The sequence below is a fragment of the Bradyrhizobium sp. SZCCHNS3052 genome (genome assembly GCF_032484495.1).
In the GTDB taxonomy this organism is placed as follows: domain Bacteria; phylum Pseudomonadota; class Alphaproteobacteria; order Rhizobiales; family Xanthobacteraceae; genus Bradyrhizobium.
This window is the reverse complement of record NZ_JAUETB010000003.1, coordinates 537,424-557,438: the sequence shown is the minus strand read 5'-3', so window position 1 is coordinate 557,438 and position 20,015 is coordinate 537,424. Positions and strand designations below refer to the sequence as shown.

The window sequence follows — 20,015 nt, the reverse complement described above, 5'->3', positions numbered from 1 at the left end:
GGCTTCCATGGCAATCGGCGACGCGATCACGTCAAGCCCGCCAGTCTCGGGCACGACCAGCACCAATTCGTCAACCGGCAACAACAGCCTCGGCTCGAGCGCAGGCTCGACGATTGCAGGCAACTTCCAGACCTTCCTGACGCTGCTGACGACGCAGCTGCAGAACCAGAATCCGCTGGATCCGCTGGACACCAATCAGTTCACCCAGCAGCTCGTGCAGTTCGCCGGCGTCGAGCAGCAGCTCAAGACCAACGATCAGCTCGCATCGCTGCTCACGATGCAGCAGACGGCACAGGCGACCCAGGCGCTGGCCTTCGTCGGCAAGACCGCGGTCGTCGCCGGCGACACCACCAGCCTGTCCAGTGGAAAGGCGAGCTGGGGCCTCACCATCCCCAAGAACTGCAATCTGACGGTCAACATCATCAACAAGGCCGGGCAGACCGTCTTCACCGGCAAATATACGGCCAACGCCGGTGACAACCAGACCTACAGCTGGAATGGTCAGGGCAATGACGGCACGCAATGGCCGGATGGACAGTACAAGATCACGACGGTGGCGACCGACGCCACCAACGGCAATCCGGTTGCGATCAAGACCCAGGTCCAGGGCGCGGTGTCCTCGGTCGACCTGACCCAGCAGCCGCCATTGCTGACGATCGGCGGCCAGACCTACACGGTCAACCAGATCCGGCAGATCGTCGGCTAGCCCCCAAGGCCCGCAACCGGCTCCTGAGACCGCGGATGCGCCTGCAGCAGAGCTTGAACATCAAGCTCTGCTGCCGCGACGACATGTCAGCGTAAGCGCCGGAAATTCTTAACCAATCATTCACCACGATTCCGCTCCCGGGGCGCAGCGCCACCGGAAGTGGCGGCGTTCGCGCGCAACGCCGGATTCGCGCCCTCGGCTTAGGCAAATTTTAAGCGAGGCGGCGTAGGGTCTTACCGTGAGTTCAGTGGTTAAGAGTTTGTGAGTACGCCATGACAGAACCCCATCGCCCGAGGGTGAAATACGTCATCGGGCCTGACGGCAGCCCACTCACCATCGCGGATTTGCCTGCGCCAGGCACCAAGAGGTGGGTCATTCGCCGGAAGGCTGAAGTCGTTGCCGCCGTTCGCGGCGGCTTGCTGTCCCTCGAGGAAGCGTGCAGCCGCTACACCCTGACCGTCGACGAATTCCTGTCGTGGCAGTTCTCGATCGACCAGCACGGTCTCGCCGGCCTGCGCACCACCCGAATTCAGCAATATCGCCAATAGATCGTTGCCGACGCGACGGGATTTCTTCGAAAATCGGCTTGGCCCTGCCAAGCCGATTTTTTGCATGTCTACACTTTGTTAGGACCCTTTAACCACCGTTAACCATATCGAAACCTTCCCATAGGCAATAATTGCCCAGTGGTTCGATTCAACCTCCGCGCCCCGTCCCGCGAATGGCGGGGCAGCGGCTGACATCGGATCGCCACTTGGAATGCGGGTGCTGGTGAAGGTTAAGGATTGAATTTCGCGATCTATGCAACCGGCCGTAAAGGCCCGCGAAGCTCAAATCACCTTTCAGCGGCCACCCGTCGAATGCCGAACTATGGGGCAGTTGCTTGCAAGGTCTCTTGGACTTCCTGAAGGGTTTGGGCGCCGCGCGGCTCACCGCCATGATCGCAGTCACCGCTGCCTTAATCGGCTTCTTCGGCTTCGTCATCATGCGCGTGACCGCGCCGCAGATGACCACCCTCTTCACCGACCTGACGATGGAAGACTCCTCCAGCATCATCAAGGATCTGGAGCGGCAGGGCATTCCCTTCGAGATGCGCAATGAAGGCAGCGTGATCCTGGTGCCCAAGGACAAGGTGACCCGGCTGCGCATGAAGCTCGCCGAGGGCGGCCTGCCCAAGGGCGGCGGCGTCGGCTACGAGATCTTCGACAAGTCGGACGCGCTGGGCACCACGAGCTTCGTCCAGAACATCAACCATCTCCGCGCGCTCGAGGGCGAGCTCGCCCGCACCATCCGCGCCATCGACCGTGTCCAGGCGGCGCGCGTCCATCTCGTCCTGCCGGAGCGGCCGCTGTTCTCGCGCGAGACCCCGGAGCCGTCCGCCTCGATCGTCGTGCGCGTGCGCGGCACCCTCGAACCGGCGCAGATCCGCGCCATCCGCCACCTCGTCGCCTCCGCCGTCAACGGCCTGAAGCCACAGCGGGTGTCGATTGTCGACGAGGCCGGCCAGCTGCTTGCCGACGGCACCCAGACCGACATCGACCAGCAGGTCGGCGACGAGCGCCGCAACGCCTTCGAGAAGCGGATGCGCAAGCAGGTCGAGGACATCGTCTCCTCGGTGGTCGGAGCGGGCCGCGCCCGCGTCCAGCTGTCCGCCGACTTCGACTACAACCGCATCACGCAGACCTCCGACCGCTACGATCCGGAAGGCCGCGTGCTGCGCTCGAGCCAGACCCGCGAAGAGCAGTCGGCGACCAACGAGAACAACGGCCAGGTCACGGTCAACAACGAGCTGCCGGGCAACCAGCAGAACGCGCCGCCGCAACAGCCGCGGGACCAGAGCAAGAAGACCGAAGAGACCAACAATTACGAGATCTCCCGGACCACCAAGACCGAAGTCACCGAGGCCGGACGGGTCAACCGCATCTCGGTCGCGGTTCTGGTCGACGGCGCCTACTCGAAGAACGAAAAGGGCGAGTTGGTCTATCAAGAGCGCAGCAAGGACGAGCTCGACCGCATCGCCGCACTGGTCCGCTCCGCCATCGGCTTCGACCAGAAGCGCGGCGACCAGGTCGAGGTGGTCAACCTGAAATTCGCCGACGCTCCCACCGTGCCGCAGATCAACGAGCCCACCGGCTTCCTCGGCATGCTCCACTTCACCAAGGATGACGTCATGTACGTCATCGAGCTCGCGGTGATGATGCTGCTCGGCATCGTGGTCGTGTTCATGGTGGTGCGGCCGCTGGTGAAGAAGATCATCGCCAGCGAGGAGATCGCCGCCCCGGGCGGCGGCCTGCCGGCCCTCACCGACGAAACCATCCAGGCAGCCGCTCACGCCCAGCAGACCGCCAACATGATCGACGTCGCCCAGGTCCAGGGCCAGGTCCACGCTCAGTCCGTCCACCGGGTGGGCGAGCTGGCCGACCGCAACCCGGGCGAAGCCGCCGCCATCATCCGCCAGTGGCTCGCCGAGCCGCAGAGCTGACCCGATCGACGTGAACCGCCCGAACTGAAAAGAACGTAGACGCCATGTCGCTGCCGCAGACCCAGAACGCCAACGCCAACAACAACGACATTTCCACGGTCATCGCGACCTTGGCGAGCCGCCAGGCGCAGCGCGAGAAGACCGAACCCTTGAGCGGCCCGCGGCGCGCCGCCGTGATGATGCTCGCGCTCGGCGAGCAGTATGGCGGCAAGATCTGGCAGCAGCTCGATGACGACGAGGTACGCGAACTGTCGCTGGCGATGTCGACGCTGGGAACCATCGAAGCCGACGTGGTCGAGGACCTGATGCTCGAATTCGTCTCGCGCATGTCGGCCTCCGGCGCCCTGATGGGCAATTTCGACGCCACCGAGCGCCTGCTGCAGCAATACCTGCCGCCGGAACGCGTCAACGGCATCATGGACGAGATCCGCGGCCCCGCCGGCCGCAACATGTGGGAGAAGCTCTCCAACGTCCAGGAAGAGGTGCTCGCCAACTACCTCAAGAACGAATATCCGCAGACCATCGCGGTCGTGCTGTCAAAGCTGAAGCCGGAGCATGCCGCCCGCGTGCTCGCGATCCTGCCCGAGGACATGGCGCTCGACGTCATCGGCCGCATGCTGCGCATGGAAGCGGTGCAGAAGGAGGTCATCGAGCGCGTCGAGCAGACCCTGCGCGTCGAGTTCATGTCGAACCTGTCGCAGACCCGCCGCCGCGACGCCCACGAGGTGATGGCCGAAATCTTCAACAATTTCGACCGCCAGACCGAGACCCGCTTCATCACCTCGCTGGAGGAAGAGAACCGCGAGTCGGCCGAGCGCATCAAGGCGCTGATGTTCACCTTCGACGACCTGATCAAGCTCGATTCCGCTTCGGCGCAGACCCTGCTGCGCAATGTCGACAAGGACAAGCTCGGCGTGGCGCTCAAGAGCGCCAACGAGGAGGTCCGCAACTTCTTCTTCGGCAACATGTCATCGCGCGCCGCCAAGATGCTGCAGGACGACATGGCCGCCATGGGGCCGGTGCGGCTGCGCGATGTCGACGAGGCGCAGGCCCTGCTCGTCAATCTCGCCAAGGACCTCGCCGCCAAGGGCGAGATCATGCTCAGCAAGAACCGCGCCGACGACGAACTGGTGTATTGATGGCTCAGCCTGCGAAATTCCTGTTCGATACCGACTTCGCCGCGCCGGAGAAGACGACGCGGGAGCGTGCGGCCACGTCCGCGGAAATCGCACAGAAGGTCGCGGCCGCCGAAGCCGCCGCCTATCGCAACGGCTACGAGGCGGCGCAGCGCGAAGCCAAGGTCGAGGCCGACCGCCGCGTCGCCTCGGCGCTGGAGCAGATCAACATCCAATTGCAGGGCATCTCCGCCCGCTTCGAAGGCATCGAGCAGCGGATGGAAACCGAGGCCGTCGATGTCGCGGTCGCCGTCGCCCGCAAGCTGTGCGCGGCGCTGGTCGAGGCGGAGCCGCTCGGCGAGATCATCGGACTCGTGCACGACTGCTTCGCGCATCTGGTCGCCACGCCGCACCTCGTGCTGCGCATCAACGAGACGCTGTACGAGCTCGCCCGCGAGAAGATCGAGAAGCTCGCCAAGCAGAGCGGCTTCGAGGGGCGCCTCGTGATCCTCGCCGAGCCGGAGATCGCGACCGGCGACTGCCGTATCGAATGGGCCGATGGCGGCGTCGTGCTGGAGCGCGCTGCGATCGACGCCAAGATCAACGAGCTGGTCGGACGCTACATGGCGTCCAAGAAGAACTAGGCCGCTGTGGTGGCCGAGGGAGTTAAGTCATGAGCGACAACGAGATCCCGCTTCCCGACCTCAATGCGGCGGACGCGCCTCCGCTGGGCGGGGACGTCGGCTACAACGAGGAAGAGCATGCCGCGCGCATCGCGGCCGACCTCGAGGCGGTGTTCGACGTCCCGGTTCAGGTCTCGGCCGTGCTCGGCCGCTCCAAGATGGATGTCGGCGAGCTCCTGAAGCTCGGGCCCGGCACCGTGCTCGAGCTCGACCGCAAGGTCGGCGAGGCGATCGACATCTACGTCAACAACCGGCTCGTGGCACGCGGCGAGGTGGTTCTGGTCGAAGACAAGCTCGGCGTGACGATGACCGAAATCATCAAGTCCGACCGCAACTGACAGACATGACCTGCGTGCCGATCGAGAGCGGCACGACCGAATAGGAGACCAACATGCGGCTTCTCATCGTCGGAACGCTGAAGGGCCAGCTGACGACGGCCACCAAGATCGCCATGGAGAACGGCGCCACCGTCACCCATGCCGAGGACAACGAGCAGGCGATGCGGGTGCTGCGCGGCGGCAAGGGCGCCGACCTGCTCCTCGTCGACGTCGCGCTCGACATCCGCGACCTGGTGATGCGGCTCGATGCAGAGCACATCCACGTGCCGATCGTCGCCTGCGGCATCACCAGCGATGCCCGCGCCGCGGTCGCCGCCATCCATGCCGGCGCCAAGGAATACATTCCGCTGCCGCCGGATCCCGAACTGATCGCCGCCGTGCTCGCCGCCGTCGCCAACGACAGCCGCGACCTCGTCTATCGCGACGAGGCGATGGCGAAGGTGATCAAGCTCGCCCAGCAGATCGCCGGCTCCGACGCCTCTGTGATGATCACCGGCGAGTCCGGCACCGGCAAGGAGGTGCTGGCGCGCTACGTCCACACCCGCTCGGCCCGCGCCAAGCGTCCCTTCATCTCGATCAACTGCGCCGCAATCCCTGAGCACCTCCTGGAGTCCGAGCTGTTCGGCCATGAGAAGGGCGCCTTCACCGGGGCCGTCGCCCGCCGCATCGGCAAGTTCGAGGAGGCCAATGGCGGCACGCTCCTGCTGGATGAAATCTCGGAAATGGACGTGCGGCTGCAGTCGAAGCTCTTGCGCGCCATCCAGGAGCGCGTGATCGACCGCGTCGGCGGCACCCGCCCCGTCCCCGTCGACATCCGCATCATCGCGACCTCCAACCGCAACCTTGCCGACGCCGTGCGCGAGGGCTCGTTCCGCGAGGATCTCTTGTTCCGGCTCAACGTCGTGAACCTGAAGATCCCTCCCCTGCGCGAGCGCCCCGCCGACATTCTCGAGCTGGCGCAGCATTTCGCGCGCAAATATTCCGAGGCCAATGCCGTACCGCTGCGGCCGATCTCGGCGGAGGCCAAGCGCATCCTCACCACCAACCGCTGGCCGGGCAACGTGCGCGAGCTGGAGAACACGATGCATCGCGCGGTGCTGATGGCGCAGGGCGATGAGATCGGGCCGGATGCCATCCTCACGCCCGACGGCACCCGCCTCGACATCGGCAAGACCCAACCCGCCGTAGCGCATGCTACGATGGCGGCGGAACAGGTCACGCGCGCCTTGGTCGGCCGCACGGTCGCCGATGTCGAACGTGACCTGATCCTGGAGACCCTGAAGCACTGCCTGGGCAATCGGACACATGCGGCCAATATCTTGGGCATCTCGATCCGCACGTTGCGCAACAAGCTCAACGAATATGCCGACGGCGGCGTGCCGATCCCGCCGCCGGGCTCCGGCGACACGCCGCGCATGCCGAGCCCCGTATAATCTGCCTATCCGGTTCGTTCTCGGCGGCGCGCTGGCCCTCGGCGCGCCGCTTGCCGTTTCGCCGGCTGATGCCGCAACGCGCGGCGTGCTGTCAGGCTGCTGGGAGCAGACGTCGCACGCACCGCTCGTCAATCCGTCGTCGGGTCAGGAATGGGGCGCCCGGAGCTGGTGCTTCGCAGGCAAGGGCAAGCTGATCTCGCGAACGGTTGCCTGTGGCAGGGAGGGCTGCGACGGCTGGGACAATGAACGCAGCTATCGCTGGCGGCCGCCCACCCTGTCGCTATCCGATGTCGAGACGTCGCCGGATGGCGAACACATCAAAGTGTGGCGCCGCTGCCGCGTGCAGTTTCTGACCGACGATTGGATGCAGCTACAGGACTGTGAACAGTCCCCGGATCCGTGGGTTCGCGAGAATACGCCGGCGCGTCGTCGCCGGGCACAGCCTCACGAATAGTTCGGCGCCTCGGGATTGCGGAAGATGTGAATGGGATCGCCGGGCGTGAACTCGCGTTGCGTCAGCACGGCATAGGCATAGAGCGCGAGATACAGGATCGCGGCCGTGCCGATCACATAGAGCGCCCAGGTTCCGATCCGTTTCATCAGCTCCGCCGCAAACACCGCCTCAAGGCCGCGGTGCTTTTACGGCGTCCAGCTTCGGGACGCCACCCTGCGGCCAACCGCCGCTCACCGCCTATGGCTCGTCCTGCGGATCGGGCCCGCCGAGGGGGGCGAGCCGGGCCACGTCCTCGTCGCGGTCGACGTGCACATAGCCGCCATGCCAATATGCCAGGGCTGCCGATTGCGGCGCCACCTCGACATGCACCACGCGGCCGATCACGATGCCATGAGAGTGCCGCTCGATGATCTCCTCGACCTCGCAGTCCAGCGCGGCGAGTGCCCCGACCAGGAGCGGCACGCCGGTCACGTGCTTGCGCCACTCGGCGCCGGCGAACCGCTCGGCGCCTCTGAGACCGCCTTTACCCGAGAACCGCTCGGCCACGCCGACCTGGCCCGCGGCGAGCAGATTGGCGCCGAAAACGCGCTCCCGCTGCAGGATCGGCCATGACGAGGCGTTCCGATTGAGGCTCACGATCACGGACGCCGGCTCGATGGAGAGCGATGACAGCGAACTCACCGTCATGCCGGTGACCTCATCGCCGCGCCCGACGGTGATCACGCTCACGCCGCCGACCAGCTGGCGCATCGCGGAGCGGAAATCGGGCTGAAGCGCGGTGGCGTCGGGCATGAGGCGGACGATGGAGTTCATTGCGATATTCTCTCCTAACCCGCCGCGCCCGGTCCAAGCAACTGGCCCAGGATCGAGCCTTCCTGCGCCGCAAGCTCCGCAGAGCCACGCTGGCGCGGGCGCGGCAGATCGACCATGATATCCTCGGCGATCCGGCCATTCTCGATGACCAGAACCCGGTCGGCCAGGGCCACGGCTTCCGCCACGTCATGGGTGACCAGGATTGCGGTGAAGGTTTGATCGGCCCAGACCCGCTCCAGCAGCCGCTGCATCGCGATCCGCGTCAGCGCATCGAGGGCGCCGAGCGGCTCGTCGAACGCCAGCAGGCGCGGACCGCTGACGAGCGCGCGCGCCAGCGCGACGCGCTGCTTCTGGCCGCCGGACAGCACCGCCGGCCATTGGTCGCGCTTGTCGGCGAGACCCACTTCCTCCAGCGCCTGCCGCGCGCGCTCATGGGCGCCGGCGGCCTTGCGCTCGCGGCCGAGGCCGACCTCGACATTGCCGAGCACCCGCGCCCACGGCAGCAGCCGCGGTTCCTGGAACATGACGCGGACGTCCTCGGGCCGCGCCGCGGCTTCACCGAAGCTGATGCTGCCCGACGTCGGCTTGTCCAGACCTGCGATCAGGCGGAGCAGCGTGCTCTTGCCGCAGCCACTCTGACCGACGATCGCCACGAACTGACCGGCCGGAATCTCGAGATCGATGCCGCGCAGCACCTCGTTGTCGCCGAACGCCTTGCGAAGGTCGCGGATCACCAGCGGCAGGCCGCGCGTCGCGGGTTGGGCCGGGGTCACGCCTGGCTTCCTCGCGTGGCGGAAGGCCTCGGCATGCCCGATCACGTCAGTGCCGTCGATCGCCTCGACGCCGGACACGGGAATTCGGAGCGCTTGCTGCATTTACGAACCTCAATGTTTGCTGAAGGCCGGATGCCAGGACAGCGTCATCCGTTCCAGCACCCGCGAAGCGCTGTCGGCGACCTTGCCCAGCAGGGCGTAGATCAGGATGGAAAGCACGACGACGTCGATCTGCATGAACTCGCGCGCCTGCATCGCCATGTAGCCGAGGCCCGAAGAAGCCGCGATCGTCTCGGCGACAATCAAGGTGAGCCACATGATGCCGAGCGCGAAGCGCAGACCGACGAAGATCGACGGCAACGCACCGGGGAAGATCACGCGGCGAAACAGTTCGCCGTCGGTCATGCCGTAGACGCGGCCCATTTCAATGAGTTGCGGATCGACGGTGCGAATCCCGTGCAGCGTGTTGAGGTAGACGGGGAAGAACACGCCGAGGGCCACCAGGAACAGTTTTGCGCTCTCGTCGATGCCGAACCACAGGATGACCAGCGGGATCAGCGCCAGATGTGGCACGTTGCGCACCATCTGCAGCGTGGTGTCCGTCAGCTTCGCCGACAGCTGCGACAGGCCATTGGCGAGCCCGGAGGCGAAGCCGATGCCGCCACCGATCAAGAAGCCGATCGAGGCGCGCCAGAAGCTGACCCAGATGTTGCGGCCGAGTTCGCCTGATAGCAGCAGCTTCCCTCCGGCGCGTGCGACGTCGGTCGGCGCCGGCAGTACCCGCGGCGACACCAGGCCGGCGACCGAGGCCGCCTGCCAGATCAGGATGATCGCGAGCGGCACCAGCCAGGGGATCAGCGCATCCGCGCGCGGCACCACGAGCTTGCGGACCTTGGGAAGACTTTCGATCAGGCTCATGACTGCGAGGCTCTCTGCAACGGACGATGCTCGTTGGCGATGGTCTCACCGAATGGGCCGGTGTTGGTGCGCAGTTTGGTCACGTTGCCGGCCTGCTCGGACACGTTCAGCCCAAGCTTGGGAAACACCAGCTCGGCGAAGCGGTAGGCTTCTTCGAGATGCGGGTAGCCGGACAGGATGAAGGTGTCGATGCCGAGCTCCTGGTACTCGCGGATGCGCGCCGCGACCGTATCGGGATCGCCGACCAGCGCGGTGCCGGCGCCGCCGCGGACGAGGCCCACGCCGGCCCACAGGTTCGGGCTGATCTCGAGCTTGTCGCGCCGGCCGCCGTGCAGCTGCGACATGCGCTGCTGGCCGACCGAATCCATCCGCGCAAAAATCTTCTGTGCCGAGGCGATGGTGTCGTCGGTGACGTGCTTGATGAGGTCGTCGGCGGCGACCCACGCCTCCGCGTTGGTCTCGCGCACGATCACATGCAGGCGGATGCCGAACGACAGCCTGCGGCCACGGCTGTCGGCGACTGCTCTCACATTGGCGATCTTCGCCGCGACATCTGCCGGCGGCTCGCCCCAGGTAAGATACTTCTCGACCGTATCGACGGCGACGTCGATGCCGGCATCCGACGAGCCTCCAAAGAACAGCGGCGGGCGTGGCGACTGCACCGGTGGGAACAGCAGCCGGCCATCCTCGACCTTGATGTGCTTGCCGGCGAAGTTGACGGATTCGCCTTCGAGCAGCGCGTTGTAGACGGTGAGAAACTCGCGGGTGACCTCGTAGCGCTCCTCATGCGACAGGAAGATGCCGTCGCCCTTGTTCTCGACCGGATCGCCGCCGGTGACGACGTTGACCAGCAGGCGACCGTTGGTGACGCGGTCGAGCGTCGCGGTCATGCGCGCGGCCACGGCCGGCGATTGCAGACCCGGACGCACCGCGACGAGATACCGCAGCTTCTCGGTGAATGGCGCCACGGCCGACGCCACGATCCAGGAATCCTCGCAGCTGCGTCCCGTCGGGATCAGCACGCCGTAATAGCCGAGCTGATCGGCGGCCTGCGCCACCTGGCGCAGATAGTTGAAGTTGACCTCGCGGCCGCCTTGCGAGGTGCCGAGATAGCGGCCGTCGCCATGGGTCGGCAGGAACCAAAGCACATTGGGCTTCGACGAAGCGTTGCTCATGTCGTTCTCTTTCGGATTTGAGTGGCGGGACAGCCGTCAGGTGGACGGCGTCCATTTCCAGACGATGTCGGCGACGTTGACGGCTTTGGGAATGAGGCCGACACGGGCGAAGCGATCGGCCACGGCCTGCTGGCTCTTGATCACTTCGTCGTCGATCGGCACGACGCTATAGACCGAGCGGTCGACGAAGCGCTTGACCGCCTCAAGATCGACGCCGGTGGCCTCGGCCTGCGCCTTGGCGACCTCCTCGTGATGGCTGTTGGCCCACACGCCTTCGGCGGCGAAAGCCGCGTTCAGCCTGGCGACGACGGCAGGATACTTTTCGACGAAGTCGGAGCCGACGATGTAGAATGAGTTCGGCTTGTGGACATCCTTGTCCCACACGATCACGCGCGCATTCTCCTTGAGCTCGGCAAGCGCGAGATACGGATCCCAGATCGACCAGGCATCGACCGAGCCTTTGACGAAGGCGGCGGTGGCATCGGCGGGCGCGAGCGGCGCCGGCGTGATGTCGGTCCAGGACAGGCCCGCCTTCTCCAGCGCGGCGACCAGGAGATTGTGCGCGCTCGAGCCCTTGCCAAAGGCGACGCGCTTGCCTTTGAGATCGGCGAGCGACTTGATCGGCGAGTCCTTGGGCACGATGATCGCCTGGCTGCTGCCGTTCTGCTTGACGGCCGCCGCGTAGCGGATCTTGGCACCGGCGGCCTGCGCGAAGATCGGCGGCGCGTCGCCGACATAGCCGAAATCGACGCTGCCGACATTGATGGCCTCCAGCAGCGGCGGGCCGAACTGGAAGTCGACCCAGACGATGTCGATGCCGACAGGCTTGAACGTATCCTCGATGGTGCGGCGCGCCTTCACCGCCGGGAAGAAGCCGCCCTTCTGGGTGCCGATGCGGATCTCCTTCGGCTTGTCCTCGGCGCGCAGCGGCGCCGCTGAGGCCATCACCGCAGCCGATGCCAACGACAATTTCAGAAAATCACGACGCTTCATTGCCCTCTCCGACCAAGACTGCATCCGCATTGATGCGATGCACAGAATGATGGTGGCAGGCGCAACGCGTGTCGAGCGTCCCGGAAAAATAGCGATGCGGGTCCTATCGCCTTACGGCCGGAGGGGATGTTCGTATCGAGACCGCGGCGCAGAGCAGCGAGAATTTCTCGCAAGCAAAGCTGCGATCACGCGTCTTCACAGCCCGTCAACCAAGAGCTCAGTGGGGACCGGCGCGACTCCGCTCTGGCGGTGCGCCGGTGTGCGCGGGGTTCCGCCCGCTTGATCCAGGTCAACGCCGGTTTCCGGAGCCTTCTTAAACATAAGATCAGGCGCGGCCCGGATGCCGCAATCCCTCCTGAACTGAACCTCCCCTAGCAGAGAATTCTCTCATGTCGCTCGTTGGCGGCGATGCGAACGCGCGTGCGCGTCGCAGACGCATGGAAATTGTTGCCTTCCTGTTTCTCACCGCTGTGCTGATGCCCGCGCTCGCGGTCGCCACCGTCGGCTCCTACGGGCTCACGGTCTGGGTTTACCAGATGATGGCCGGGCCACCCGGGCCGCCCGCGGCGCACTGATCGGAAGGACCCCGCCATGCTCTCACACCGCACCTCCCTCGACCGCCGTGCTCTGATCACCGGCCGAGTCCTCACCGCCGATCCCGTCGTCGCACCGGCCAAGGGCGAGATCGCCAGCATCATCGTGCAGACCCGGCCCGAGCAGCTCGACCGCGTCGAAGCCGACATCCTCGCGCTGTCCGGCTGCGAGATTCACGGCCGCGACGCACGCGGCAAGCTGATCGTCGTCGTCGATGCGCCCGATGCCGGCGCGCTCGGCGCCACCATGAACCGGATCGGCCTGCTGCCGCACGTGCACTCCGCCTGCCTCGTCTTCCACGCCATCGACGCCGGCTAATCACACGAGACACCAATGACCGACATGAAGATCGATCGTCGCCAGATGCTGAAGCTGGAAGCCGCCGCGATTGCCGCGGCCGCCGCCGGCATGCCCGGCAGCTCGCTTGCGGCGAACCTCGTCACCGAGCGCGAAGCCAGCGAGCTGAAATGGGACAAGGCCGCCTGCCGCTTCTGCGGCACCGGCTGCAGCGTGATGGTCGCGACCAAGGACAACCGCGTCGTCGCCACCCATGGCGACATCAAGGCCGAGGTCAATCGCGGCCTCAACTGCGTCAAGGGCTACTTCCTCTCGAAGATCATGTACGGCCATGACCGCCTGACGCATCCGATGCTGCGCAAGACGAACGGCAAGTACGACAAGAACGGCGAGTTCACCCCCGTCTCCTGGGACGAAGCGTTCGACGTCATGGCCGCGAAGTACAAAGACGCGCTGAAGAAGCGCGGTCCCTCCGGCGTCGGAATGTTCGGCTCGGGACAGTGGACGATCTGGGAAGGCTATGCGGCCTCGAAACTGTTCAAGGCCGGCTTCCGCTCCAACAACATCGATCCGAATGCGCGGCACTGCATGGCCTCGGCCGTCGCCGGCATGATGCGCACCTTCGGCATCGACGAGCCGGCCGGCTGCTACGACGACATCGAGGCCACCGATGCGTTCGTGCTGTGGGGCTCCAACATGGCGGAGATGCATCCGATCCTGTGGAGCCGCGTCACCGACCGGCGCCTGTCGGCGCCGCATGTCAAGGTCGCCGTGCTCTCGACCTTCGAGCACCGCTCGTTCGACCTCGCCGACATCGGCATGGTGTTCAAGCCGCAGACCGATCTCTATCTCCTCAACGCGATCGCCAACCACATCATCAAGACCGGCCGCGTCAACAAGGAGTTCGTCCAGGCGCATACGGTGTTCAAGAAGGGCCAGACCGACATCGGCTACGGCCTGCGCCCGGAGCATCCGCTGCAGAAGAAGGCCACCGGCGCAGCCAAGGCCAACGACGCCACCGACATCTCGTTCGACGAGTATGCCAAGTTCGTCTCCGACTACACGCTGGAGAAGGCCGCCGAGATGTCCGGCGTGCCGCTGAATCGGCTCGAGGCGCTGGCCGAGCTCTATGCCGATCCGAAGACCAAGGTGGTCTCGTTCTGGACCATGGGCTTCAACCAGCACACCCGCGGTGTCTGGTGCAACAACCTCGTCTACAACATCCATCTCCTGACCGGGAAGATCAGCGAGGCCGGCAACAGCCCGTTCTCGCTGACCGGCCAGCCCTCGGCCTGCGGCACGGCGCGCGAGGTCGGCACCTTCTCGCACCGCCTGCCCGCCGACATGGTCGTCACCAACAAGGAGCACCGAACCAAGGCCGAGCACATCTGGCAGTTGCCGGAAGGCACGATCCCCGACAAGCCGGGCTATCACGCCGTGCTGCAGAGCCGGATGCTGAAGGACGGCCTGCTGAACGCCTATTGGGTGCAGGTCAACAACAACCTCCAGGCCGGCCCCAACGCGAACGAAGAGACCTATCCGGGCTTCCGCAATCCGGACAATTTCATCGTCGTCTCCGACGCCTATCCGTCGGTCACCGCGCTCGCCGCCGATCTCATTTTGCCGACGGCCATGTGGGTGGAGAAGGAGGGCGCCTATGGCAATGCCGAGCGCCGCACCCAGTTCTGGCACCAGCTCGTGTCGGCACCGGGCGAGGCACGCTCGGATCTCTGGCAGCTTATGGAGTTCTCCAAGCGCTTCAAGATCGAGGAGGTCTGGCCCGAGGAGCTGATCGCCAAGAAGCCGGAATACCGCGGCAAGACGCTGTTCGACGTGCTCTACAGGAACGGCCAGGTCGACAAGTTTCCGCTCGACCAGATCGAGCCGGGCTATGCCAACGACGAATCCAAGGCGTTCGGTTTCTACGTCCACAAGGGCCTGTTCGAGGAATATGCCGCGTTCGGCCGCGGCCATGGCCACGACCTCGCGCCGTTCGAGGCCTACCACAAGGAGCGCGGTCTGCGCTGGCCGGTGGTCGACGGCAGGGAGACGCGCTGGCGGTTTCGCGAGGGCTCTGATCCTTACGTCAAGGCCGGCACCGGCGTGCAGTTCTACGGCTTCCCCGACGGCAAGGCACGCATCTTCGCCCTTCCCTACGAGCCGCCGGCCGAATCGCCCGACAAGGACTATCCGTTCTGGCTGTCGACGGGACGCGTGGTCGAGCATTGGCATTCCGGCACGATGACGCGCCGCGTGCCCGAGCTCTACAAGGCGTTCCCCGAAGCCGTCTGCTTCATGCATCCGGACGATGCCGAGGCCGCGAACTTGAGGCGCGGCGACGAGGTCAAGGTCGCCTCGCGCCGCGGCTTCATCCGCGCCCGCGTCGAGACCCGCGGCCGCGACAAGCCACCGCGCGGCCTCGTCTTCGTGCCGTGGTTCGACGAGTCGAAGCTGATCAACAAGGTGACGCTTGACGCCACCGATCCGATCTCGCTGCAGACGGACTACAAGAAATGCGCCGTGCGCATCGAGCGGGTGTGACCATCATGATGAGAAAAATCGCTGTCATGCTGATTGCGGCCAGCGTTGCGGCCGGATCGAGCGCCCTGCTCGCCCAGAGCGTCTCGTCCTCGCTGCGCGGTCCTGCACCGCTCAACGACGAGGGTCCTGCGCCGCCGATGCAGCCGATGAAGAACACCGCCGAGAAGGAGGTGCGCAACTATCCGGAGCAGCCACCGGTGATTCCGCATGCCATCGACGGCTATCAGGTCGACATGCAGGGCAACAAATGCCTGTCCTGCCACGCCCGGGCGCGCACGGCGGAGTCGAAGGCGCCGATGCTGTCGATCACCCATTTCATGGATCGCGACGGCCAGTTCCTGGCGTCGGTGTCGCCGCGGCGCTACTTCTGCACCCAGTGCCACGTGCCGCAGAGCGTCACCAATCCGCCTGTCAGCAACGACTTCGTCGACATCGACACGCTGCTGGCGCACGACAGGCCGGGTGGCAAGCGATGAGCAGCGCCGACATCCCGGAGGGCGCCAAAGCGCCCGTCCCCGAAAAGCGGCTCGGCCTTGCCGGCCGCGCCTGGCAGTTCATGCTCGACCTCATCGACGTCCTGCTGAAGCCGAGCTCCGTGTTCGGGCTCGGCGTGCTGGTGCTCGCCGGCTTCCTCGCCGGCGTCATCTTCTGGGGCGGCTTCAACACCGCGCTGGAGATCACCAACACCGAGAAGTTCTGCACCAGCTGTCACGAGATGCGCGACAACGTGTTCGCCGAGCTGAAGACGACCGTCCACTTCTCCAACCGCTCCGGCGTACGCGCCAGCTGCCCGGACTGCCATGTGCCGCACAACTGGACCGACAAGATCGCGCGCAAGATGCAGGCCTCCAAGGAGGTCTGGGGCCATCTGTTCGGCTCGATCGACACCCGCGAGAAGTTCACCGACCGCAGGCTGGAACTGGCGTTGCACGAATGGGCGCGCTTCAAGGCGAACGACTCGCTCGAATGCCGCAACTGCCACAGCGCGCAGTCGATGGACATCACCAAGCAGTCGCCGCGGGCCGTCGAAGCCCACCAGCGCTTCCTCTTCACCGGCGAGAAGACCTGCATCGACTGCCACAAGGGCATCGCGCATCATCTGCCCGACATGCGCGGCGTGCCGGGCTGGCAGTAGGCTTCTTCTGGCGGGGAACGAGCGATCGCCGCAGACACGCTGTGCCCCCTCCCCCGCTTGCGGGGGAGGGCTGGGGTGGGGGCGCCACACGGGCAGTCCCGCCGGAGCGTTCCCCCACCCGCATCGCATCTTCCGATGCGATGCGACCTCCCCCGCAAGCGGGGGAGGCGTGGCCCCATTCACATCGAGCGCTTGATCTCTCCCCGTCAGCCCTTAGGTTCACGGAATGTCCCCGAGTCGCCGCGCGGCTCCATTTCGTTGAGCCATGACCACCTTCTCCCCGCATCAGGATTCCGCCCTCAAGGCCGTCGGCGACTGGCTGAAAGCCAAGCCGGGCAAGAACGGCACGCCGCAGGTGTTCCGGCTGTTCGGCTATGCCGGAACCGGCAAGACCACGCTGGCCCGCCACATCGCCGAAGACGTCGACGGCGAGGTCAAGTTCGCGGCCTTCACCGGCAAGGCGGCGCTGGTGATGCGCAGCAAGGGCTGCGACAATGCCTCCACCATCCACTCGCTGATCTATCGCGCGCAGGAGAGCGGCGAGGAGCAGCCGAACTTCGAATTGTGGGACGACGCGCCGGCGTCCAAGGCCAAGCTGATCATCATCGACGAATGCTCGATGGTCGACGCCGATCTCGGCCGTGATCTCCTGTCCTTCGACTGCCCGTTGCTGGTGCTCGGCGATCCCGCGCAGCTGCCGCCGGTCAAGGGCGGCGGCTTCTTCACCGAGAGCGAGCCCGACGTGATGCTCACCGAGGTGCATCGCCAGGCCAAGGACGATCCGATCGTGCGGATGTCGATGGACGTGCGCGAAGGCAACACGCTCGACATCGGCCGCTACGGCGAGAGCGAGGTGGTGGAGCGCCGCGAGCTCGATCCGTCGCGCGTGATGGAGGCCGACCAGGTGCTGGTCGGCCGCAACGCCACCCGCCGCGCCTACAACAACCGCTTTCGACAGCGCCTCGACATCGAGGACGCCCTCCCCGTCGCCGGCGACAAGCTGGTCTGCCTGCGCAACAACCGCAAGAAGGGCCTGTTCAATGGCGGGCTATGGCGGGTGAAGTCGCGCGCGACCTCGAAATCCAAGATCGTGACGATGCGGGTCGCGCCCGACGAGGATCTCGGACGCAAGGTGACGAAAGTCTCGGTGCGCGGCGAATGCTTCGGCGGCGGCATCGAGGACATCCCGTGGGAGCAGCGCAAGCCTTACGACGAGTTCGACTACGGCTACGTGCTGACCGTGCACAAGTCGCAGGGCTCGCAATGGGACGACGTCGTGCTGTTCGACGAGAGCTTTGCCTTCCAGGAGAGCCGCGCCCGCTGGCTCTACACCGGAATCACACGGGCCGCGAAGCGGCTGTCGATCGTGGTGTAACGCCGGCTTTACCGCGCGAGACGATTTCGCTCGCCTCGCTGGTACCCACCTGCGGCCGGTTGATCCACGTCAACCTGACGCAGGGTCCTTGGCGGATAAAAATCGATTCACATCTCTGTTAAACCAACAGCAGGCAGCGGAATCGCATGGCAAAGTCCAAGACCACGAAAGCCAAGGCCTCCAATGGCCAACGCATGAAGCGCGCAGCCGCCACCGTGCACGCCCCGCGCCGGCAATCGGCTGCGGGGCTCGATCCGATCGCCCAGTCGCTGGTCGACGAACAGATGCAGGCTGCGCAGATCACCGGGCTGTCGGCGTTCGAGACCGTACTGAACGGACCGCCGGCGCTCGACGCCGACAGCGCACCGATCAGGGCCATGCTGGACGGCGCAGCACCCGACGATGCCAAGCTGATGAAGGCGCTGATCGAAGGCAAACAAGCCAAGCGCGACAGGCGCCACACCTCCGACGAGCTCGCCGACAATTGGCGCCAGGGCGGCTACCCCTACAAATACCGGATGTATCGCAAGGACTACGAGGAGCAGAAATTCATCCTGCAGACCGAACTGCTGAAGCTGCAGAACTGGATGAAGGATGCGCGGCAACGCCTGGTGCTGCTGTTCGAGGGCCGCGATGCCGCCGGCAAGGGCGGCACCATCAAGCGCTTCATGGAGCATCTCAATCCGCGCGGCGCCCGCGTCGTGGCGCTGGACAAGCCGAGCGACGTCGAGCGCGGCCAATGGTACTTCCAGCGCTATGTCGAGCACCTGCCGACCGCCGGCGAGATCGTGCTGTTCGACCGCTCCTGGTACAACCGCGCCGGCGTCGAGCGCGTGATGGGATTCTGCTCGCAGGCCGAATATGACGAGTTCCTGCGCCAGGTGCCGGAGTTCGAGCGCAACCTCGTGCGCAGCGGCATGCACCTGATCAAGTTCTGGTTCTCGGTCAGCCGCGAGGAGCAGCGCCGCCGCTTCAAGGAGCGCGAGGCGCATCCGCTGAAGCAGTGGAAGCTGTCACCGATCGACACCGCCTCGCTCGACAAATGGGACGACTACACCCGCGCCAAGGAGGCGATGTTCTTCTCCACCGACACCGCCGACTGCCCGTGGACCGTGATCAAGTCCGACGACAAGAAGCGGGCGCGGCTGAACGCGATGCGCTGCGTGCTGCATTCGCTGCCCTATGCCGGGAAGGACGTCTCACGCATCGGCCAGGTCGACGATCTCATTGTCGGCCGCGCCAGCGTCATCCACGAGCGCGAGGAGCACGCCAACTAAGGCGACGCGCTCAGCGCCGATGACGCCGATGTGGCCCCACGCGATCGGCCGGCGGCATCGCTGCATTTGCATTCGGAAAGGCGGACATGCCACGGCGGGCCAGTTCCGCCTGCGCCGCCGGCGTCAGCGCGCCGCCATTGAGCACGTCGCGTTCGGGATGCATGGCCGCATAGGCCGCCGGCTCGGAGAATTGGGCCGATGCCGCGGTGGCCGCCAGCGTCGACATCAGCAGAGCTGCCGCCAGGCTCCTGAATGCGATCATGATTGGTCTTCCCTGTTGCGCACCAGTTCACGCAGGCGATGATGTAGGCAGGCGAAAGCGGCATCCCAATCACGACCGCGCGAGCCGACGGCCGTTCGTGATCGCGCCATCGCTCAGACGTAGCACGGCAGCCGCTGTCCGGGCAGCAGATCATAGGGCGCCTTCCAGGCGACGCGTCATCGCCGCTGCGGCCGCCGATCATACGGGCGGAGATGAGCCGGCGGCGGAAACACGAGCACCGCGCCGGAGGCGCGCACCAGGCCCATTCGTCCCGCCGGCGTCAGTGCGCCGCCGTTGAGCACGTCGCGATCGGGATACATCGCCTGAAACGCCCCCGGCTCCTGCTCGCCGTAGAACCAACCCTGCGCCGATGCAGGCGCGGCAGTCGCCATCGACAGCAGCACGGCTGCCGCCTTCGATTTCCACATTGTCATGATTGTTCTCCAGGTTCTCAAGGGGCGGAGAGCGCGCACTCGATTGATCGATGCCCTGGTCAGGGCCCTGCCGGTCGAGGCGCGACCGCCTCTGTATTGACCATCGGATGGAGGAAATATTCGCGGCGTCCCGCCGCGCCGGCATCACGACCGCGACAATGGAATGACATCATGGTTCGAGGATCGGCGAAGCGTGATGGGATCGTGACCTGGCGGG

The 20,015-nt window shown here is 65.6% G+C and carries 22 protein-coding genes; 14 read left to right on the top strand and 8 right to left on the bottom strand.

Annotated elements, in window-relative coordinates:
* Positions 1–7: 7 nt before the first annotated feature.
* The 7 genes from QX073_RS14145 (at position 8) to QX073_RS14115 (ending at position 6,757) form a co-directional block, all read left to right on the top strand.
* Positions 8–706, top strand: a complete 699-nt coding sequence (locus tag QX073_RS14145; protein ID WP_316169305.1) for a flagellar hook assembly protein FlgD — start codon at positions 8–10, stop codon at positions 704–706.
* Between the two features lie 272 nt (positions 707–978).
* Positions 979–1,254 carry a DUF1153 domain-containing protein gene (locus tag QX073_RS14140; RefSeq protein ID WP_002714638.1) on the top strand — a complete coding sequence of 92 codons (276 nt, stop codon included), beginning with the start codon at positions 979–981 and terminating at the stop codon, positions 1,252–1,254.
* A gap of 335 nt (positions 1,255–1,589) precedes the next feature.
* Entirely contained in the window at positions 1,590–3,188 is a 1,599-nt protein-coding gene (gene fliF, locus QX073_RS14135; protein WP_315714168.1) for a flagellar basal-body MS-ring/collar protein FliF, read from the top strand.
* A 44-nt stretch (positions 3,189–3,232) separates the two neighbouring features.
* On the top strand, positions 3,233–4,327 hold the full coding sequence (gene fliG / locus QX073_RS14130; protein ID WP_315714167.1) for a flagellar motor switch protein FliG: 1,095 nt from the start codon (positions 3,233–3,235) through the stop codon (positions 4,325–4,327).
* Positions 4,327–4,947, top strand: coding sequence for a FliH/SctL family protein (locus QX073_RS14125; RefSeq protein ID WP_315714166.1), 621 nt, complete (start codon positions 4,327–4,329; stop codon positions 4,945–4,947). The genes fliG and QX073_RS14125 overlap by 1 nt, the downstream gene beginning before the upstream one ends.
* A gap of 29 nt (positions 4,948–4,976) precedes the next feature.
* Complete coding sequence (gene fliN, locus QX073_RS14120; protein ID WP_015669138.1) at positions 4,977–5,324, top strand: flagellar motor switch protein FliN; 348 nt, start codon at positions 4,977–4,979, stop codon at positions 5,322–5,324.
* Between the two features lie 53 nt (positions 5,325–5,377).
* Complete coding sequence (locus QX073_RS14115) at positions 5,378–6,757, top strand: sigma-54 dependent transcriptional regulator (protein ID WP_315714165.1); 1,380 nt, start codon at positions 5,378–5,380, stop codon at positions 6,755–6,757.
* 444 nt (positions 6,758–7,201) lie between these two features.
* Here QX073_RS14115 and QX073_RS14110 read toward each other — a convergent pair whose 3' ends face one another.
* The 6 genes from QX073_RS14110 to QX073_RS14085 form a co-directional block, all read right to left on the bottom strand.
* Positions 7,202–7,357: a hypothetical protein gene (locus QX073_RS14110; RefSeq protein WP_315714164.1), complete on the bottom strand. Its 156-nt coding sequence runs from the start codon at positions 7,355–7,357 to the stop codon at positions 7,202–7,204.
* A 91-nt stretch (positions 7,358–7,448) separates the two neighbouring features.
* A complete protein-coding gene (locus tag QX073_RS14105; RefSeq protein WP_316225903.1) occupies positions 7,449–8,024 on the bottom strand; it encodes a flavin reductase family protein in 576 nt (191 codons plus the stop codon).
* A gap of 14 nt (positions 8,025–8,038) precedes the next feature.
* Positions 8,039–8,899, bottom strand: coding sequence for an ATP-binding cassette domain-containing protein (locus QX073_RS14100; protein WP_316225902.1), 861 nt, complete (start codon positions 8,897–8,899; stop codon positions 8,039–8,041).
* Positions 8,900–8,908: 9 nt separating this feature from the next.
* Positions 8,909–9,715, bottom strand: coding sequence for an ABC transporter permease subunit (locus QX073_RS14095; protein ID WP_316225901.1), 807 nt, complete (start codon positions 9,713–9,715; stop codon positions 8,909–8,911).
* The gene (ssuD, locus tag QX073_RS14090; protein WP_315827660.1) at positions 9,712–10,890 is read right to left on the bottom strand and encodes an FMNH2-dependent alkanesulfonate monooxygenase; all 1,179 of its coding nucleotides are present in this window, start codon (positions 10,888–10,890) and stop codon (positions 9,712–9,714) included. The genes QX073_RS14095 and ssuD overlap by 4 nt, the downstream gene beginning before the upstream one ends.
* A gap of 36 nt (positions 10,891–10,926) precedes the next feature.
* Positions 10,927–11,883, bottom strand: coding sequence for an aliphatic sulfonate ABC transporter substrate-binding protein (locus QX073_RS14085; RefSeq protein ID WP_315714159.1), 957 nt, complete (start codon positions 11,881–11,883; stop codon positions 10,927–10,929).
* A 389-nt stretch (positions 11,884–12,272) separates the two neighbouring features.
* Between QX073_RS14085 and napE the strand changes: the two genes are divergently transcribed.
* The 7 genes from napE (at position 12,273) to ppk2 (ending at position 19,102) form a co-directional block, all read left to right on the top strand.
* Complete coding sequence (napE, locus tag QX073_RS14080; RefSeq protein ID WP_315714158.1) at positions 12,273–12,458, top strand: periplasmic nitrate reductase, NapE protein; 186 nt, start codon at positions 12,273–12,275, stop codon at positions 12,456–12,458.
* Positions 12,459–12,474: 16 nt separating this feature from the next.
* Positions 12,475–12,795, top strand: a complete 321-nt coding sequence (locus QX073_RS14075) for a chaperone NapD (protein WP_315750094.1) — start codon at positions 12,475–12,477, stop codon at positions 12,793–12,795.
* A gap of 15 nt (positions 12,796–12,810) precedes the next feature.
* Positions 12,811–15,315 (top strand): nitrate reductase catalytic subunit NapA, encoded by a 2,505-nt coding sequence (gene napA, locus QX073_RS14070; RefSeq protein ID WP_316225900.1) that lies wholly within the window; start codon positions 12,811–12,813, stop codon positions 15,313–15,315.
* A gap of 5 nt (positions 15,316–15,320) precedes the next feature.
* Positions 15,321–15,791 carry a nitrate reductase cytochrome c-type subunit gene (locus tag QX073_RS14065; RefSeq protein WP_316203645.1) on the top strand — a complete coding sequence of 157 codons (471 nt, stop codon included), beginning with the start codon at positions 15,321–15,323 and terminating at the stop codon, positions 15,789–15,791.
* Positions 15,788–16,450: a NapC/NirT family cytochrome c gene (locus tag QX073_RS14060; protein ID WP_316203646.1), complete on the top strand. Its 663-nt coding sequence runs from the start codon at positions 15,788–15,790 to the stop codon at positions 16,448–16,450. The genes QX073_RS14065 and QX073_RS14060 overlap by 4 nt, the downstream gene beginning before the upstream one ends.
* A 265-nt stretch (positions 16,451–16,715) precedes the next feature.
* Positions 16,716–17,825, top strand: a complete 1,110-nt coding sequence (locus QX073_RS14055) for an ATP-dependent RecD-like DNA helicase (RefSeq protein ID WP_315733892.1) — start codon at positions 16,716–16,718, stop codon at positions 17,823–17,825.
* Between the two features lie 146 nt (positions 17,826–17,971).
* Complete coding sequence (ppk2, locus tag QX073_RS14050) at positions 17,972–19,102, top strand: polyphosphate kinase 2 (RefSeq protein WP_316225899.1); 1,131 nt, start codon at positions 17,972–17,974, stop codon at positions 19,100–19,102.
* Positions 19,103–19,112: 10 nt separating this feature from the next.
* Here ppk2 and QX073_RS14045 read toward each other — a convergent pair whose 3' ends face one another.
* Both QX073_RS14045 and QX073_RS14040 read right to left on the bottom strand, forming a co-directional pair.
* On the bottom strand, positions 19,113–19,364 hold the full coding sequence (locus tag QX073_RS14045; protein ID WP_315827655.1) for a hypothetical protein: 252 nt from the start codon (positions 19,362–19,364) through the stop codon (positions 19,113–19,115).
* Positions 19,365–19,540: 176 nt separating this feature from the next.
* Complete coding sequence (locus QX073_RS14040; protein WP_315714149.1) at positions 19,541–19,798, bottom strand: hypothetical protein; 258 nt, start codon at positions 19,796–19,798, stop codon at positions 19,541–19,543.
* Positions 19,799–20,015 lie beyond the last annotated feature (217 nt).

Coding starts and splice junctions, on each gene's coding strand:
- QX073_RS14145 (WP_316169305.1), top strand. CDS start 8: ATGGCAATCGGCGACGCGATCACGTCAAGCCCGCCAGTCTCGGGCACG.
- QX073_RS14140 (WP_002714638.1), top strand. CDS start 979: ATGACAGAACCCCATCGCCCGAGGGTGAAATACGTCATCGGGCCTGAC.
- fliG (WP_315714167.1), top strand. CDS start 3,233: ATGTCGCTGCCGCAGACCCAGAACGCCAACGCCAACAACAACGACATT.
- QX073_RS14125 (WP_315714166.1), top strand. CDS start 4,327: ATGGCTCAGCCTGCGAAATTCCTGTTCGATACCGACTTCGCCGCGCCG.
- fliN (WP_015669138.1), top strand. CDS start 4,977: ATGAGCGACAACGAGATCCCGCTTCCCGACCTCAATGCGGCGGACGCG.
- QX073_RS14115 (WP_315714165.1), top strand. CDS start 5,378: ATGCGGCTTCTCATCGTCGGAACGCTGAAGGGCCAGCTGACGACGGCC.
- QX073_RS14110 (WP_315714164.1), bottom strand. CDS start 7,357: ATGAAACGGATCGGAACCTGGGCGCTCTATGTGATCGGCACGGCCGCG.
- QX073_RS14105 (WP_316225903.1), bottom strand. CDS start 8,024: ATGAACTCCATCGTCCGCCTCATGCCCGACGCCACCGCGCTTCAGCCC.
- QX073_RS14100 (WP_316225902.1), bottom strand. CDS start 8,899: ATGCAGCAAGCGCTCCGAATTCCCGTGTCCGGCGTCGAGGCGATCGAC.
- QX073_RS14095 (WP_316225901.1), bottom strand. CDS start 9,715: ATGAGCCTGATCGAAAGTCTTCCCAAGGTCCGCAAGCTCGTGGTGCCG.
- ssuD (WP_315827660.1), bottom strand. CDS start 10,890: ATGAGCAACGCTTCGTCGAAGCCCAATGTGCTTTGGTTCCTGCCGACC.
- QX073_RS14085 (WP_315714159.1), bottom strand. CDS start 11,883: ATGAAGCGTCGTGATTTTCTGAAATTGTCGTTGGCATCGGCTGCGGTG.
- napE (WP_315714158.1), top strand. CDS start 12,273: ATGTCGCTCGTTGGCGGCGATGCGAACGCGCGTGCGCGTCGCAGACGC.
- QX073_RS14075 (WP_315750094.1), top strand. CDS start 12,475: ATGCTCTCACACCGCACCTCCCTCGACCGCCGTGCTCTGATCACCGGC.
- napA (WP_316225900.1), top strand. CDS start 12,811: ATGACCGACATGAAGATCGATCGTCGCCAGATGCTGAAGCTGGAAGCC.
- QX073_RS14065 (WP_316203645.1), top strand. CDS start 15,321: ATGATGAGAAAAATCGCTGTCATGCTGATTGCGGCCAGCGTTGCGGCC.
- QX073_RS14060 (WP_316203646.1), top strand. CDS start 15,788: ATGAGCAGCGCCGACATCCCGGAGGGCGCCAAAGCGCCCGTCCCCGAA.
- QX073_RS14055 (WP_315733892.1), top strand. CDS start 16,716: ATGACCACCTTCTCCCCGCATCAGGATTCCGCCCTCAAGGCCGTCGGC.
- ppk2 (WP_316225899.1), top strand. CDS start 17,972: ATGGCAAAGTCCAAGACCACGAAAGCCAAGGCCTCCAATGGCCAACGC.
- QX073_RS14045 (WP_315827655.1), bottom strand. CDS start 19,364: ATGATCGCATTCAGGAGCCTGGCGGCAGCTCTGCTGATGTCGACGCTG.
- QX073_RS14040 (WP_315714149.1), bottom strand. CDS start 19,798: ATGACAATGTGGAAATCGAAGGCGGCAGCCGTGCTGCTGTCGATGGCG.